At 48.4% G+C, this 17310-nt stretch carries 12 protein-coding genes; 3 read left to right on the forward strand and 9 right to left on the reverse strand.

Annotated elements, in window-relative coordinates; translation table 11 throughout:
- Window positions 1-39: 39 nt before the first annotated feature.
- The 5 genes from P9L94_11715 to P9L94_11735 form a co-directional block, all read right to left on the reverse strand.
- A complete protein-coding gene (locus P9L94_11715; protein MDP8244742.1) occupies window positions 40-1023 on the reverse strand; it encodes an alpha-E domain-containing protein in 984 nt (327 codons plus the stop codon).
- 13 nt (window positions 1024-1036) lie between these two features.
- Window positions 1037-2530: a circularly permuted type 2 ATP-grasp protein gene (locus P9L94_11720; protein ID MDP8244743.1), complete on the reverse strand. Its 1494-nt coding sequence runs from the start codon at window positions 2528-2530 to the stop codon at window positions 1037-1039.
- Window positions 2531-2560: 30 nt separating this feature from the next.
- Window positions 2561-5953 (reverse strand): transglutaminase family protein, encoded by a 3393-nt coding sequence (locus tag P9L94_11725; protein ID MDP8244744.1) that lies wholly within the window; start codon window positions 5951-5953, stop codon window positions 2561-2563.
- Between the two features lie 180 nt (window positions 5954-6133).
- Entirely contained in the window at window positions 6134-7006 is an 873-nt protein-coding gene (locus P9L94_11730; protein ID MDP8244745.1) for a transglutaminase family protein, read from the reverse strand.
- 15 nt (window positions 7007-7021) lie between these two features.
- On the reverse strand, window positions 7022-9574 hold the full coding sequence (locus P9L94_11735; protein MDP8244746.1) for a circularly permuted type 2 ATP-grasp protein: 2553 nt from the start codon (window positions 9572-9574) through the stop codon (window positions 7022-7024).
- 178 nt (window positions 9575-9752) lie between these two features.
- Between P9L94_11735 and P9L94_11740 the strand changes: the two genes are divergently transcribed.
- On the forward strand, window positions 9753-11786 hold the full coding sequence (locus P9L94_11740; GenBank protein ID MDP8244747.1) for a hypothetical protein: 2034 nt from the start codon (window positions 9753-9755) through the stop codon (window positions 11784-11786).
- A 161-nt stretch (window positions 11787-11947) separates the two neighbouring features.
- Window positions 11948-12235 (forward strand): hypothetical protein, encoded by a 288-nt coding sequence (locus P9L94_11745; protein ID MDP8244748.1) that lies wholly within the window; start codon window positions 11948-11950, stop codon window positions 12233-12235.
- Window positions 12236-12394: 159 nt separating this feature from the next.
- Here P9L94_11745 and rhaM read toward each other — a convergent pair whose 3' ends face one another.
- Together rhaM and P9L94_11755 are read right to left on the reverse strand one after the other, a co-directional pair.
- Window positions 12395-12709, reverse strand: a complete 315-nt coding sequence (rhaM, locus tag P9L94_11750; protein ID MDP8244749.1) for an L-rhamnose mutarotase — start codon at window positions 12707-12709, stop codon at window positions 12395-12397.
- 30 nt (window positions 12710-12739) lie between these two features.
- Complete coding sequence (locus P9L94_11755) at window positions 12740-13633, reverse strand: aldo/keto reductase (GenBank protein ID MDP8244750.1); 894 nt, start codon at window positions 13631-13633, stop codon at window positions 12740-12742.
- A 137-nt stretch (window positions 13634-13770) separates the two neighbouring features.
- Between P9L94_11755 and lepA the strand changes: the two genes are divergently transcribed.
- Window positions 13771-15564: a translation elongation factor 4 gene (gene lepA / locus P9L94_11760; GenBank protein MDP8244751.1), complete on the forward strand. Its 1794-nt coding sequence runs from the start codon at window positions 13771-13773 to the stop codon at window positions 15562-15564.
- Window positions 15565-15599: 35 nt separating this feature from the next.
- Here the strand turns inward: lepA and P9L94_11765 are convergent, their stop codons facing one another.
- Both P9L94_11765 and P9L94_11770 read right to left on the reverse strand, forming a co-directional pair.
- The gene (locus tag P9L94_11765; GenBank protein MDP8244752.1) at window positions 15600-16205 is read right to left on the reverse strand and encodes a transposase family protein; all 606 of its coding nucleotides are present in this window, start codon (window positions 16203-16205) and stop codon (window positions 15600-15602) included.
- 471 nt (window positions 16206-16676) lie between these two features.
- Window positions 16677-16997, reverse strand: coding sequence for a hypothetical protein (locus P9L94_11770; protein MDP8244753.1), 321 nt, complete (start codon window positions 16995-16997; stop codon window positions 16677-16679).
- Window positions 16998-17310 lie beyond the last annotated feature (313 nt).

A 17310-nucleotide genomic window follows, 5' to 3' on the forward strand; every position in this document is an offset into this window, starting at 1 on the left:
CAAGTTGAACAGGGCGCAAAAAACGGTTAACAGGTATTCTTAGTGAATATCAGAGTTGGAATACACGTTTTTGGGGCCGTGTTCAAGATCAAAAAAAGTTACAAAAATCTTTTCGCCAACGATGTTCAGTTTTTTCTGGAAATCATCAAGATACTCGTGCATTCCTTGTGCGATAATTTCTTTGATTGACGTGAAATCAATTTCAGAACGAAGGCGCCCTAGATATTGCTCGGCTTCATTACTGAATGTGCCGACCGGGGTCCCCGAAATTTGATGAAGCGACTCTTCGGCTTTAATTAGGCAATAATGAATCGACCGTGGAAAGAGCCTGTCGAGAATCAAAAAATCCGCAACGTGTTTCGGATCAATCGAACCATATTGTTGCTTGTACATGTGAAATCCACTGGCGGAACTTAGTAGCGCCGACCATTGAATATTATCAATCGGCGTCCCCACATCGTATGTCCTTGGCAGCAGAATAAAATACTTCATATCAACAATGCGGGAGGTCTTGTCTGCGCGTTCCGTCAACCGCGCCATCCGGGCGAAATGCCAACCGTCTCCGTGTGACATCGTCGAATCGGTAATGCCGTCGAAGAGGCTGCTTCCATTGCGAATTTTCGTATAAAAATCATGCAGCCGGTCTAATTCCAATTCGGCGCCGGATGAATGTTTGACGGAAAGATAAAATGTATTGATTTGCTCCCACATCTCTGCGGAAATCACTTCTCTCACCGAGCGCGCATTTTCCCGAGCGCTTGCCAAGCAAGAAAAAATGGAATTGGGATAGTCTAAATCATAGGTCAGAAAGCGAATCACATTGGCTTGTGAAAACTCGTCATAATGTTTCAAATACCAATCCCGTTCGCCTGTAACATTGACGAGCGGCTCCCATTGGTTGTGACCGCCGTTAGGAATATCCAGCATGAGTTTTAAGTTCACATCGATAAAACGCGCTACGTTCTCTGCGCGCTCGATGTATCGGCTCATCCAATAAATTGAATTGGCAACACGACTCAGCATAATCAATCTCTCTTTATTTAGATTGGGATGAAGTCTGGCTTTGGCTCATGGTGACCGGGGCTTGCTTCTGAGATTGGCTCGCTACAACCCAGGTGTCTTTGCTGCCTCCGCCTTGCGATGAATTCACGACAAGAGACCCGCGATTGAGCGCAACGCGCGTTAAGCCGCCGGGAAGAACATAAATGTCTTCTCCATATAGAATGTAGGGACGTAGATCAATGTGGCGCCCTTCAAAGTGATCGTCAACAATCACCGGGGCGCGTGAAAGCGCTATGGTTGGTTGGGCGATGTAATTTCGCGGATTTGCCTTAATGCGTTTCGCAAATTCATTTCGTTCTGCTTCGGTTGATTTGACGCCAACCAGCATTCCATATCCGCCCGATTCGTTTGCTGCTTTGACGACCAGCGTTTCGAGGTTCTCCAATACATACTTCATATCGCTTTCGTTCGAACAGACATACGTTGGTACATTGGGCACGATGGGCTCTTCATTCATATAATATTTTATGATTTCCGGGACGTACGAATAAATCACTTTGTCATCGGCAATGCCCGTGCCGGGCGCATTCACAAGTGCGATTTTTCCTTGGCGGTAAGCGTCAAAAATATCAGGGACGCCCAGGAGCGATTCGGGGTTGAATGCGTTCGGGTCGAGGAAGTCATCATTTAATCGACGGTAAAGAACATCCAACCGTTGGAACCCCTTGGTCGTGCGCATGTAAACAAAGCCGTTTCGTACTACCAGATCACGGCCTTCGACCAATTCAATGCCCATCTGGCGGGCTAAAAATGAATGTTCAAAATACGCGGAGTTATAAACGCCCGGCGTTAACACAGCGCTGGTCGGGCTGGAGACTGAATCAGGCGCAAGATATTCCAACAAGTCGCGCAACCGGTTGGGGTAGTCATCCACGGCGCGAATTTGCGATGTCTGAAAGACGTAGGGAAACGTACGTTTAAGAATATGGCGGTTTTCGAGGACGTACGAAACGCCGGACGGGCAACGCAGGTTGTCTTCAAGGACATAAAATGTTCCATCCTTATCGCGGATCAGATCGGTCCCCGTGATGTGACACCAGATGCCTTTGGGAGGCTTTAGACCGACGCATTGTTTTCTGTAACTTTCCGCAGAAAGGACTAAGTCGGCGGGAATCACGCCGTCCTTCAAAATTTTCTGGTCGTTATACACATCATCAATAAAGAGGTTCAGCGCATAGATGCGTTGTTTCAATCCACGCTCGACCGTGTCCCATTCGTTGCCGTCTACCAAGCGCGGTATGATGTCAAAGGGAAATATCTTTTCCGCGCCTTCGCTTTCACCATAAACCGTGAATGTGATTCCTAAATTCATAAACGCCGCTTCGGCTTCTTTTTGACGGCGAAACACATCTTCTTGCGGCATGGAATTGATACGGTTTATCAGCGACATGGCGAAAGGACGCGGCTGGCCATTTTCGTCAAACAATTCGTCAAAGAATCCATCTGTTTGGTAATTATCGAAAATCATCAACGCCAACCTTCCTTCTCATTCTCGTTGTCATGCCTTTTGAATTGTTCGTAAATCCAGTGTGAATGGATATTCTTTTCCGACCTGCTTCGGCGGCGCCGTTACCGGGCCGGGAGTATGGCCGATTGCCGAAAACAGCCCGGCCCTACGAGATTCTGCTTCTAGCGCATTCACCGGGAACGTGTCATAACTGCGCCCGCCTGGATGCGAGACCGTATACTTGCAGCCTCCAAGTGAACGCTGGTTCCAAGTGTCAATTAATTCGATGACAAGCGGCGCGTGCACTGGAATGGTGGGGTGAAGACAGGATGGCGGCTGCCACGCCCGAAAACGGATGCCTGCGCAAAATTCGCTTTGGCGTCCCGTGGGATGAAGCGGAACCGGGATTCCGTTGCAAGTGATAATATGTCTTGGTTCGATGGCGCCGGACACTTTAATCTGGATGCGTTCGAGCGATGAGTCTACATAACGGGTTGTGCCCCCGACTGCTTGTTCTTCGCCCAAGACATGCCAGGGTTCGATTGCCTGGCGGAGTTCGATCTCTACGCCGTCGTAAGCAACCGAGCCGATTTTTGGGAACCGAAATTCAAAATGCGCATCGTACCATGACGCGTCAAATTCAAATCCGTATGTTTTGAGTTGGTCGATTACGTCATTAAAATCATGCCATACAAAATGGGGCAACATAAAACGGTCGTGCAACTGCGTCCCCCAACGCGCCAATTTTTCGGTATAAGGGGTTTTCCACATCCAGGCGCATAGTGCGCGCAGGAGTAATTGTTGCGCCAGACTCATTTGATAGTGCGGCGGCATTTCAAAGTTTCTAAATTCGACCAAGCCCAACCGACCGCTGGGCGAATCCGGCGAATACAACTTGTCGATGCAAAATTCCGCCCGGTGGGTATTGCCGGAGACGTCAATCAAAAGATGGCGAAAAATCCGGTCAACAATCCAGGGAGGGCAGGGGCCGTTTTCAGGAACCTGGGCGCAAGCGATTTCAATTTCATACACCGCTTCATAACGCGCTTCATCCACGCGCGGCGCCTGGCTTGTCGGCCCGATAAACATGCCGGAAAATAAATACGATAACGATGGATGATTGATCCAATACTTGATTAAACTTTTTAAGAGGTCAGGCCGCCGTAGAAACGGGCTGTCGTTGGTTGATGCGCCGCCCATGACAAAATGGTTGCCGCCGTTGGTCCCGGTATGCTTCCCGTCTTGCATGAACTTTTCCGTCCCCAGCCGGGCCAGACGGGCTTCGTCATATACGCTATGCGTTATTTCAACCAGCTCGTTCCAGTTACTGGCGGGATGAACGTTGACTTCAATGACGCCGGGATCAGGCGTGACTTTGAATTGCTGCATCCGGCTGTCGCCTGGAGGCTGGTAGCCTTCGATGCGTACCGGCAAGTTCAATTCTTTGGCGGTTTCTTCGACCAGGGCGACGAGTTCTAGATATTGCTCAATAAAGCGAAGCGGCGGCAAAAACACATTCAAGCGCCCCTCGCGCGGCTCAACGCACAGCGCGGTTCGGACAACGCCGCTCCATTCTTCATTGCTGTATGAATGCGTCTTTTCATAAGACGCCAAAGCTGATTTCCAAGCCTCGCCGAATTCAGATGAGCGGCCTCCCGATTTAGTTTTAAAACGATTGAGAAATTTCGGGTCTGAGCGCTCCATCCTGACGTTCGCTCGACTAGAAGTATTTGAGAGTAACGCTTTGTACGAAGGCAGCTCGCGACGAGGCGCACTCATATCATACGCTTCAGAATAAAGACGGTCGGCTTTCGTTTCCCATTTCAGCGAATCGAGCGGGAGGCGATATCCCATCGGTGAATCGCCGGGGAACAGAAATAGTGTTTCGGTTCGGACGACCCATTCGCCCGAGGTCCATGTCGGCGAAGTTCCATTTTTACCACGCGACAAGGGCAACACATAACCGACTTTGTTGCCGACGCCTTTTTCGAGCAGTTTCGCCAAGCGTCGGCGTTCTTCCGGTTCATCCATAAGAGATTGGCGTGGATCAATATTCACAGGCGTTTTGCGCTCGTGGAAAATGATATGATACGGGTCTTCCCAAGCGGGAATGGCGTATTTCGCTTGAACGCCGAGCCGGTCAGCCACGTGGGCGATAAAGCGTTGCGCGTCCTCGACGGTATGGCCTAATGGCTCGTTGCCGGATGCGATGAGCGACTCGTCTTTCCAAATCGGTGCGCCGTCTTTTCTCCAATAACAAGTCAGCGCCCAACGCGGAATCGATTCGCCCGGATACCATTTTCCTTGTCCATAGTGCAGCAGGGCGCCTTTGGAAAAACGCTTGCGCATCTGATGAAACAACTGGCTCGCCAGGCGATATTTATTTTCACCCAGAGCGCCGCCGTTCCACTCTTCGCCTTCCATATCGTCGATGGAAACAAAGGTCGGTTCGCCGCCCATGGTCAGGCGCATATCGTTTTGATGTATCTCTTGATCGACTTGCAGCCCGGTTTGATAGATCCGCTGCCATTGATCGTCCCGGTAGGGTTTTGTGACGCGGGGGTCTTCGTGAATGCGGGTGACGGACATGTGATGTTCAAATTCGACTTCACTCTTACTGACCGCGCCGCTGACTGGCGCGGCGCCTTGCGGCTTCGGGGTGCAGGCCAGGGGGATATGCCCTTCGCCCGTGAATAATCCCGAGGTCGGATCCAGCCCGATCCAACCGGCGCCGGGAAGATACACCTCGCACCATGCGTGCAAGTCGGTGAAGTCTGCAACGGGGCCTGAGGGTCCGTCCAGCGATTCAACGTCGGATTTCAACTGGATTAAATACCCGGACGCAAACCGGGTCGCTAAGCCAATGCGGCGCAATACATGCGCCAACAGCCAAGCCGAATCTCGGCAAGAGCCTTTTCGCGTTCGGAGCGTTTCTTCGGGCGTTTGAACCCCTGGCTCCATTCGGATGATGTAGTCGATATCTCTTTCGAGTTGTTGATTGATATCAACTAAAAAATCATTGGTCATTCGTTTCGTTAAATCAAATGTTTTGAGATATTTTTCAAACTCTGGCCCAAACGACTTCGTTTCGAGGAAGGGTTCAAGATCAACGCGTTCTTCTTCTTTATATTGAAATGGAGACTCTTCTGCGTAGTCTTCCAGAAAGAAATCAAATGGATTTATGGCTGATATCTCAGCAACCAAATTCACATCGACGTGAAAGAGCCGGGTTTTTTCTTCAAATACCAACCGGGCCAGATAATTTCCGTGAGGGTCTTGTTGCCAATTGATGAAATGTTCTTCAGGGCGAATTGTCAGGTTATAGCTCAAGATTGGTGTCCGGCTATGCGGCGCCGGACGAAGACGGACGACTTGAGGAGACAAGGATACCAAACGGTCATAGTTATAGTGCGTTTGATGACGCAATGCGACTTGAATCGCCATAAATTCACCTTAAAAAAAGATATATTTCTGTAAGTATAGCAAAAATCAGACCTAGCAAGTCAAATGTCATCAATTCTTACATAACTCACTTAAATGTATGAAATTACAAGTAATTGACTCAATAGGGCTTAGGACAAAATCTGCTGTATGTATCAACGTTCTGTTTAAAAGCGTACAGTCTTATTCAGGAATCACATCAACCGAAACGTTGACCGAATGGTTGCCTCCGCCGAAAACGGTTCCTTTAACAGGGCTGACTTCATCGTAGTCTCTGCCCCAGGCAATCGTGATGTGGTCTGTTGAAACCAGAATGTTGTTGGTTGGATCAACGTCGATCCAGCCCGCATCGGGAATATAGACTGATAACCAGGCGTGTGAGGCGTCGCTGCCTTGGAGACGTTCCTGGCCGGGAGGAGGAGATGTTCTCAAATATCCGCTTACGTAGCGAGCGGGCAGCCCCAATGAACGCAAACAGGCAATCTGGAGATGCGCAAAATCTTGACAGACGCCTTTGCGGATTTCCATCACTTCATAGGTCGAGGTCGTGATGTCTGTCGAAAACGGCTGATACTCAAAATCGTGATGAATGCGAGCCGTCAAATCCAAGACGCCTTCCAAGATTGGACGCCCTGGCTCAAATGAGGGCAAGGCATAGTCGCGAAACACCGTGTCAATCGGTACAAATGGAGACTCGTATTGGTATTGAAAGGCTTCATAATCTTCTGCCGTGTTTCGTGATTGAAAAATCGACTGGATCGTATCCCATGCTGGCGTGAGTGACGCTTCTGGCGCTAACCGTTTAAAGCACTCCACTCTCGATGTTGCTTGTATTTTCAATTCACTGAGCGGTGTGTTTATTGTGAAATAATGGACTGTGTTACCAAAAAAATCGGTGAAGGCGACTAATTCAGACGGGTGGGGTTCAATCAATAAGTCAAAATCTAATCGCTTTTGCATGATGGAGGAGCGCGGTTCCACCGTTGCGCGATTCTGACCAAACGTCATCGGAGAATCGTACATGTATTGAGTCACATGTCGAATGGAATAAATCACTGAAGCGGCTCCCAATTATTTCGCATTCAACTGCTGTTTGGCTAACAATCGAGGTTGAGTTGCATGGCTAAAATACGTAATCGACAACGCATCGGATAGAATGGTAATTTTGTGATCGAGAAATTCAAGCAAGTCGGCTAAAGAGCCTGAATCGCCCTGTCGAAGATTGCTGAGCGTATCAATATCAAACAAACGTAATTTCGTCAGCGTCTCGAGCGCAATTCGTTGTTCCAGCGTGCGCAGTGGGCGATTTTGGCTGTTTGGCAACAAGTCAATATGAGCAGCCAGTTGAGCGACCTGAAAACAAACCGAGCGGGGATTGGTTTCATCAAATAATATCAAATCGACCACGGTTCCTAGTTGGACGTCATCCACATACCGGGAACGATAGGTCATCGAACAATCAAATAGTTCGAGCCAAACCAGCAGTGTATTTATTTCGATCGGTTTATTTGAATTGAGCGCTGACTTCAATACAGACATCGTGTTTAACATGCGCTCAATGCGCCGTCCCATATCCAGAAAGCGCCATCCCATGGCGCGCGTCATGCTTTCCATTTCCAGACCGCTGAACGCCGCGAGACAAGTCAACATCTGATTTAACAGGTCTTGGATTTCACCAAGCGAGAGCCCCTGTGAGTCTTTCGTATCGATGGTCAGGTTTTCTAACTGCGCCAATATGCGCCAGGCGTCTGACGAAATGCGGTCGCGTACTTTCCACGTGAGAAACCGCATCGAATCCAGATTTTTTGCGATGCTATGGTCTTGCTCGCTGTCAAAAATTAATGTTCTTGCAAATAATTCAACCCCATCGGCGTCGTAAGGCGCCATTTCTTCGAGGGGAGTTGAAGGTTTGAATAGAACATGATTGATATTAAGTAGAGCATTCAACCATACGCTGTCTTGGTTATCATTGCGGTCGCTTAAACAGGACAACAGCATCCGAATCGAGCGCAACGCAAATTCGGAACGCTCTAAATAGCGGCTCAGCCAAAATAGGTTATCCGCCAATCGGCTGGGAATGTTGCGTGGTGCGCGCCGGATAACAATTGAATCCGAAGACGACGAGAGCAGCGAAACCTCTTCCACATCTTTATCGGACATCACCCAGGTATCTTTAAACGCGCCGACCATGTCTTGTGTTTTTGCCGGTCCATGAAACGCAGACGAAACGCGGGTCAAACCGCCCGCCATTACGTCGAATCCGCCTTTGGCTTGCGTGACGACCTGCATTCGGATAATTAAATTGCGCGCCTCTAATTGCGTTCCTGTCCAGACCGGCGCCGTCGATAGATTGACTTTTTCTTGTACGACAAACTGATAGGGCTTGGCTTTGATTTTTTCAATGAGTTCTGAGCGGTCTTGTTGGCTCAATTGGTCTCCGCTTATGGTTACGAATGGCAGGCGGGGAAATGCGGATTTAATAATAAGCGAATCGAAATGGTCGAGCGCATAGGCGAGACCGTCCGGGGTTCCGCACCACCAGGTTTGAACGGTCGGTAATTTCAAATCTTCTGCTAAATAGTGACGGCATAATTCCGGTAAGTAGGGCGCTAGCATGGGAGACTCGAGTACGCCGCTGCCGATGGCGTTGACGACCAAAACATTTTCTGCGCGGGCTGCCTGTATCAAACCCGGTACGCCGAACGAGCCACTCGAATTGCAAAACAACTGGTCAGATTCCCAGTCGTCAATTCGTCGGATGATGGCGTCAACCTGTTTAAGCCCTTCTAGCGTCTTAATGAATACTTTGTCTGACCGTACGGTCAGATCGGCGCCTTCAACCAAGGTGATTCCAAGATATTTTGCTAGGTAAGAATGCTCAAAATATGAATCATGCACCGGCCCTGGAGATAGAAGCACAATTTGAGGGTCTTCTTGCCGGGCGGGCGGCAGAAGTTTCACAATGCTTTCAAGAAACGTCTTAAAATAGGACGCCAAGCGGTGGATGCGGCGGTTTTGGGTAATTGAAGGGTAGAGCCGGTTGAGGACGATCCGGTTTTCAAGCGCATATCCTGATCCGGCTGGGGTTTGCGTGCGGTCAGATAACACCACCCATGAACCGTCAGGCCGCCGCGCTAAATCTGAAGCGTATCGGTGAATCCATATCCCGCGCGTCGGGTGAATCCCTGAACAAGCGCGAATAAACCCTGGATTCGCAAAAATAAATTCGTGGGGAAGCCGCCTCTCCCGTATGACTTGCTGAGGGCCGTATAAATCAATTGCAAGTTGGTTCAGCAGGTGTGCGCGTTGGCGCAACCCTTCTTGAAGAATCAACCAATCCTTGTTCGCGAGGATCATCGGAATCGGGTCTAGCAGCCAGGGGCGGAGATGGTCTCTATCTTCATTATAGATGTTGTAAACGATCCCGTTTTCATACAGAGTTCGCTTGGCCCGGTTCCAGATTTCATTGAGTTTTTGGGAGTCGAGAGAAAGAAATTTATTATGGAAAAACTGGCAATGTGGGCGAACCGCTCCCGTTTCATCAAACCACTCGTCAAAATGGTCCGCGACGGGTGTATAAGGCGTGTATACCGCGCCGGGGGTGTTGCTTTGTTGTTGCATCATAAAAGGCGTTGCCTCTAAAATGTCTACCTGCTACGAATATGATATTCTCATTCCTTTAAAGCGATAGGACGAAAAGATAATATAACGCTATTATTTGCGAGTAGAGATTCACTGCCGAACTGTTTAGAATATTGGCGCAAAGTGAAATGCAACCTGTAGGAAGTTTAAAGATAATAAAATGAGTAGATTTGCGCAGTTATTATTAATTTTCGTATTCATCTTTCACTTCGGCTCGAATAAAAGTTGGAGCGCATCATTGCAGCTTGAGGGCGTGACGGTCACGCCGCACATGCAATCAACCATGATGCGCTACCGCAAATCGACCGACCGCAGTCTAGGCGCCCGCGCGCAAATCTTTATTCGCAATACAAGTAAAGAACAACTGACGCTTTCGCCGGATACAAAAATTCTCCTCCGAGGTAAGTCGCCAGAACAACTTTTATTAACAGATGAATGGGCGTGGCACGATTTCCCCAGCGCTTGGAAAGACGCCCCGCTGACACTACCGCCCGATGCGCTGACAGTGTGGACATGGAACGGCAAGCGAGAAATATGGGGTGTAGGGAGTAACGCCGACCTTCGTATCAAAGTTTCGGACGACTCGGACGAAACGGCTGTTCAAATTTCAATTGATGATCCAACGGTCTGGTTGTCTTCGGTCACTTTTTTAGGGCAAGATGATTGTCCGTTTCCTGACCGCTTCATCTTTCATATTGCAAATCAGACAAGTTCTTCACTCCGTATAGACGCCTGCCGCCTGTGGTTGCCTGAGAACAATAAAACTTGGCGAGCATTGCTGCCTGGAGAATGGATAAAAGATGTAGAAGCATTCCCACAAGATGGCGTCATTCCCGCTGGCGACCGGGGCGGGGCAATCGTCGAAACCGGACGCCTGCCTCTGACCTACGCTGCGTTGGAGGTACGCTTGCGGGATTCCGAAGATCGAGCGCTTTCCGTTTGGTCGCATCTCCGCATCAAGCGCGAGGCGTTTGATATCAGCGGCGGCTGGATCAGTTCCGACGCGAATGGCCGTAGTACGCTGACTTATGAGCCTTACTTAAAAACACTGCGTCGTATGCACATTAACACTGGGCATATTGCCGACACCGGGGGCTATACCGATACCGAACTATATGACGAATATCCACTCAAATATTTTAACAAATTAGAGAACCTTGAACATTATGATTCCACGGACATGCTTCCGCGTGTTCACGCCGTTGAGTTTTTAGGCGAGCCGCAATACGGCGGCGGGCGTCCGGTTCCACCGATGGAAGTCTGGCGTGATCTCAATCCCTATCAACCAACGCGCTTGCCAACCACAGTGACGCACAGCGAAGAGCGTATCTGGCGTTTTTACGCCGGGCTTTCAGATTACCCTCACTACGACGCCTACCGGGTCTGTGCGCCGTCACCAGATGGGTGGAGCCTGTACGAATGGGGCAATCAACATATTCGTTGGGGGGCGCCGCTTGAGACCATCGGTGATATGACCCGCAGCCTGCGCGAGTTAAACCGACCCGCATCCATTGCCTATTGGTCGCAAGGCGCCCACAGCGGTTGGGATCACTACGGCGGACGGCAGCGCACTTCGCCCACGCCGGATGAACTCCGCGCTCAAGCCTATCATGGCCTGGCGGCGCGTATCACTTCGCTCTATTGGTTTAATTTGAGTTTGAAATCACTGCTCAAATTTCCCGACCTGATTGAACCGATTACTGAAATCGGGCGCGAAATTCGTCTGTTAGATAACTTTTATCTTGAAGGCGACGCGTATCATCATCAGCTGGCAATGGACGATACAAAACCCGATTGGGACCTGTCCGTTATTGCCAGCCCGCGCGGCGCCTTGCTATTTGCTTTAGACCTAGACTACGCGCCTGATTTTGAAGAGAAGGTTTTCACATTTCATTCGCCGCGTAAGTTAGATGTCATCTTCCCGCTGCCTGCGTATTTGCGCAAACCTGCTGCGGTTCTCAAAATGAATGCAAACAGCGTAATCTCAATTCCATTTCAAGTGATGGAGAATGGTGTTCGCATTCAAGGCGAATTTGAAAATTTCAATATTTTTATTGCCACTACGGATTCTAAATTACAGGAAGAACTTGAAACCCGCAGGCAAGAGTTGGTTGCGTATGAGAGAGCATTTAACTTTGATCCGGCAAGCAATCAAAACGACTTGAAAGCATTACAAAATATCCTGATGAAATAGTGTTTTGAACTCCGTTAAAACAAATGGTATTTGGCATTTTGAAATATGTTTGATATAATTTTAGTATGATGAATCTGCAAATAAAAAATATCCTCTAGCCTTTCCCAACTTCTCGCGAGCCTGTCTCTGTTCACTTTTTATTCAAAAAAGGAGAGATTCACATGAACATGAAAGACGCCTATATCCAAAAACTAGAAGCGCAATTGAACCAATGGGGTGCTGAGATCGATAAGCTCAAAGCAAAGGCAGAAAATGCGCAAGCCGATGCGAAAATTGAATATAGTTTTCAAATAGACGAGTTGAATTCAATGAAAGATGCAGCGAATGATAAACTCACCGAGCTCAAAAACGCCAGCGATGACGCTTGGGAAGAACTGAAAGCAGGTTGTGAACACGCCTGGGCGACTTTTAGCGAATCAGTGAAAACCGCTGTCGCAAAATTTCAGTAATATCAATAGATAATCTTGTCACGCCCTTGAAGGAATTCCTTCAAGGGCGTTTTTCTGGGCTTAATTATTGCCAGACAATTTTAATACAATCACCCAATCTTGCGTATCCGGCGGTGTGAATGTGAACGTATTTTTGAGTTTGATTGATTTTTCCATCTGCTAGTCTAAGTGAAACACTTCCTGTAATGGCGTTGAGATTGGGCTGTTGTCTACATTGGAGGGCATGATGCTTTTCATGTGCGTCCACCAGCGTTTGCACACGTCCGTATTCGCGATTTGGTTCCAGCGTTCTTCGTCTTCAATTTCAACGGTTGCAAACAACTGGTTCGTTTCGGGTTCAAGAAAGATCGAATAATGATGTACGCCGTGCGACTTCAAAACGTCTTCCAGCTCCGGCCAAATCGGGTTGTGCCGCTTGAGATATTCTTCATGCTGGTCTGGATTTACTTTCATTAAGAAGGCTTTTCGGATCATGGCTCTTTCCTATGTAAATCTCATGCTCAATCACGCATTCAAAATGCGGTTAATTCGCGACATATTATCTTGAATCTGCTGTTCATTGACCATGCCAATGGTCATGGCGTCGACAAGGTCATTGCCGAGAACATATTGCAGTGAGGTTTCCCGTTGTTCTTCTTTCACCAAGGAGCCGCAGCCAAAGATTTTCATGCCGATGACCGCTTTGCCGTTGGCGCGGGCGGTTTGTAGAACCTGGGCAACTTGCTCAACGCTAGCGCCTTCATCCATGTTCATGTGCTTGTTGTTGATCCGGGCGAGAATGACTTCCGTCCAGGGGTCTTCGGCTGCGACCTTCAAGGCGCCGAAGTCGTGGCATGAACACCCAATGGCGCGAACCCGCCCGCGTTCTTTCAACTCACTGAGTTCATCGCGCATTTGTTTGCGGTGTTGGGGCCACTTGCTGTCAGATACGCAATGGATGAGCACCACATCGAGAGAATCGACGCCCAGCTCATTGCGAAATCGCTCAAATGCCGGTTTGGCGAAATCGGTTTGCGGCATCCCGCCGCCGCCAGCAAACCACATCTTAGAAAGGATGACTAATTCTTCTCGATTCACTTCTTTCAAGACGTTTTTGAAATAGGGATGCGAGCCATAGATATCGGCGAGGTCAATAAAATTCATCCCGAGGTCGATATAAGTACGCAGCAAGCGCACAAAGGCTTTTTGACCAAGCCGGGTCTGGTCTGAGCGTTTTAACCAACCGTCTGTGCCTGTACCAAAGGCAAGCCGGGAGCACTTGATCCCGGCTCGTCCAAGAGAAATCCGGTCTGTAACGCACTTTTTTGTTTGCTGGGCGGTAGGGTTCAGGGCGGTTGTTAGAGCGCCTGCGCCAACGAGGCTGTGCGTCATAAAGTCTCGTCTGCTTAATGGGTTCATATTAACGTGGTTTGCCGGAAATCGGATCGAATGAATTTATTTCGTGGATCACACCTATTTTGACTCATTTGCTTATTGTTGTGAATGAGGATTGTTGATATGGCGTCACGAAAATATACTACCTTCCTAATATGACTATGAAACAAGAACGAATTCGTAACTTTTCAATCATCGCCCACATCGATCACGGCAAAAGTACGCTCGCAGATCGTTTGCTCGAAAAAACCCATGCTGTCAGCGTCCGCGAAATGCGCGAGCAGTATCTGGACAGCATGGACCTGGAGCGCGAACGCGGCATCACCATCAAAGCGCAAACGTGCCGGGTTTTTTACACGGCCTCTGACGGCATCGAATATCAACTCAACCTGATCGATACGCCAGGGCATGTGGATTTCACCTATGAGGTTTCGCGCGCGTTGGCTGCTTGTGAAGGCGCTTTGCTTATTGTCGATGCGGCCCAAGGCGTCGAAGCGCAGACCGTTGCGAATTTATACAAAGCGATTGATCAAAATGTCGAAATCATCCCCATCGTTAATAAAATTGACCTTCCCAGCGCGGATATTGAAGGTGTTTCGGGCCAAGTTCACGACCTGATTGGCAGCAAGCGCGAGGAAATCATCCCATGCAGCGCCAAGACCGGGCAGGGCATTGAAGAAATTCTTGAAGCGATTGTTCAGCGCATCCCTTATCCAGTCGGCAAGCCTGACGCTCCGGCGCGCGCACTCGTTTTTGATAGCATGTTTGATGTCTATCGCGGCGCTATCGCGTATGTACGGATGCTGGACGGCACCTTAAATGTCGGCGACCCCCTATACATGATTGGGGAAGGCGACATCTATGAAATTGAAGAATTGGGCGTGTTTACTCCCAAAAAATTAAAAGTTGACAGTCTTGAAGCGGGTGAAGTCGGTTATGTGATTGCCGGCGTCAAAGATATTTCCGATATCCATATTGGCGATACGTTTACTCATGCGGAACGACGGGCCGATAATCCGTTTCCCGGGTATCAACCGCCTCAAAGCATGGTGTTTTGCGGGTTGTATCCCGTCAGCCCTGAGCAATATGAAGAACTGCGAAAAAGCCTCGAAAAGCTGCGTTTGAACGACGCTGCGTTCCATTTTGATCCCGAATCATCGGTTGCGCTGGGCTTTGGGTTCCGTTGCGGCTTTTTGGGAATGCTCCACATGGAAGTCAGCCAGGAACGCTTGGAGCGCGAATTTAATCTCTCTCTCATCACGACAGCGCCCAATGTTTCGTATCGAGTTTACACGGTCACCGGTGAAGAGATCATCGTTGAAAACCCGTCCGAACTCCCGTCGCCAAACGAGATTGATAATATTCAAGAGCCGTTCATCAATAGTTCCATCATCACCCACACTGATTATGTCGGCGGCATAATGAAACTGGCGATGGAGCGGCGCGGCATCGATAAGGGCATGGAATATCTCAGCCCCGACCGCGTTATGATGAAGTATGAGTTTCCGCTCTCAGAAGTCATTATGGATTTCTACGATAAATTGAAGTCGATTTCTCGCGGGTACGCATCATTTGATTATGAATTTTTGGAATACCGCACTGGAGAATTAGTTCGTCTCGACATGCTGTTGAACGGCGATCCGGTTGACGCTCTTTCTGTCATTGTCCACAAAGAAAAAGCCTACCAGAAGGGAAAACTTCTGGCGGAAAAATTACGTCAAGTTGTCCCTCGTCAGCAATATGATGTTGCCATCCAAGCCTCTGTTGGATCGCGCATTATTGCCCGAGAGACGGTAAAAGCGCTTCGCAAGAACGTGTTAGCGAAATGCTACGGCGGTGACATCTCGCGTAAGCGAAAATTGCTTGAGCGTCAGCGTGAAGGAAAACGCCGTCTCAAGAATGTCGGTAACATCGAAATTCCGCAGGAAGCATTCATGGCAATTTTGGATATTTAACAATATGTTGCCGCAAAATTACACTTTCCACATCTTTACCCGATGATACTGACGCAAACCCCTAATGTTTTTGTGTTGTCTGGCGGGCAGGCATGGCTCCATTCAATAAATGTTGCATGCGCTTGAGAATGTTCTGTCCCGCGATCCCAAATTAGAACCGTGTCCCCAATCAGGGGCGTTTTGGATTTATGAATGACAACTTGGTCGCCGTGTTTCAGCCCGCGGTCAGGCAGATCAACGATGACGACATAGAAATCGCGCCAGTTATCTAAATGTTGAAATGACATCACAAATAAAGGCGTTGGAATCTCTAAAATGTTTTCCTGCAACTTCGACAGCTGATAGGCCATGCTGATTCGGTCTGAATTGAATGAACTTTCAACGCCCGGCTTTTTATAATGCTCAGGCCCGAGTTGATATTCATCTTCAGAGATTTTAAAGCCTGTCTGGAAGGCGCGGACGGTTTCTTTTGAGCCATTTGACTGATATACACCATCTACCTCGGCGAGTATGCGGGACACAGTATGTACATGAACACCCATGAGCTGGGCCACAGACGCGATGGAGCCTTTCCAGGCAATCGCCTGAAATAACCATTTACGTAATAACACGCCGCGTTCAGAAAACTTATGTTTTGCCATTCAGGTACCTTGGTTTATTTATTGTTATACGTCAAAGTCTTGCATAAATAGGATGTGTTGTAAATTGTAGCGACTGATTATATTTATTATTTTATAGTTTTCTAACTGAGTAAGAATTTCACTCAGTACGTTGAGCGCAGGCGTAATACAACAGATCAAAAAAAATATGGTTCATCCGGTAAGTGAATACTTACATTGATGGATGGCCATAATGTTTATTCAGAATCAGGCTCCGATATTTCAATAATAGACAAACCAATCAGGCATGGGTACAACTCTGCTCGCTTCAGTGCGGGCTTTCAAGCCCTTATGCACAGGCGCTCCCAGAGTTCCACCCATGCCTGATACATCGAAAGATCAAGAATTTACGAAAAAGCGTCGAAAAAACGAAATCCAATTTGTGATAATGTATCCAAATACCGGAAGAACCAAAAATATCGCGTATATTCATCACTGGATTTCATCAACAAATCACCTTGCTGATGCTTGCAGACCGTGCATTGTTTGCCAAACCTGGAGGCAAGCGTTGTGATAATCATGCTTCTCATTTGGAATCGAGTTCTTGAAGTTCGTATAGTCCATCTCCAGTACATGCTTGGCCAAGACGCAAGCGACATCGTCAACGGGAATCACCGCTCGATAGCGGTAATCCGCCGCTACGTCTTCAAACACGTTTGCGTCAGGGAACACGGCTTCAATGTCCCCATTGCAGCGCCCTCTTACCAGGCGAATGGATGGATCGTTCTTGTGCACCACAATCGACAAAAATGCGTTGCTGGTAAATATCCACATAATTTTATTCCTCATTTTCTTCTTTGACTGGTTCTAATCGAACAAACACTGGGTTGGGTACTAATTCATTCATCAGAGAAGCAGTGAATCCCCCTCTTTTGTGACGTGGGGTCGATGCCGCTTCCCGGCGATTGGCCGCCAGAGATTTCCGATAAATTTGGTTTGTTTTTCTGTCATGATGCACCCCCTGCGATTGATATATGCAAAGAGTACAAGGGCGCCCTGACAGATAGTGTCAGGTGAAATTATGAATGGATTGGTGCGGCTAGAAATGTATTATGTAGGTGGGACAATATACAGTAAGGTTAGATCA

The organism is Candidatus Hinthialibacter antarcticus (assembly GCA_030765645.1).
In the GTDB taxonomy this organism is placed as follows: Bacteria; Hinthialibacterota; Hinthialibacteria; order Hinthialibacterales; family Hinthialibacteraceae; genus Hinthialibacter; species Hinthialibacter antarcticus.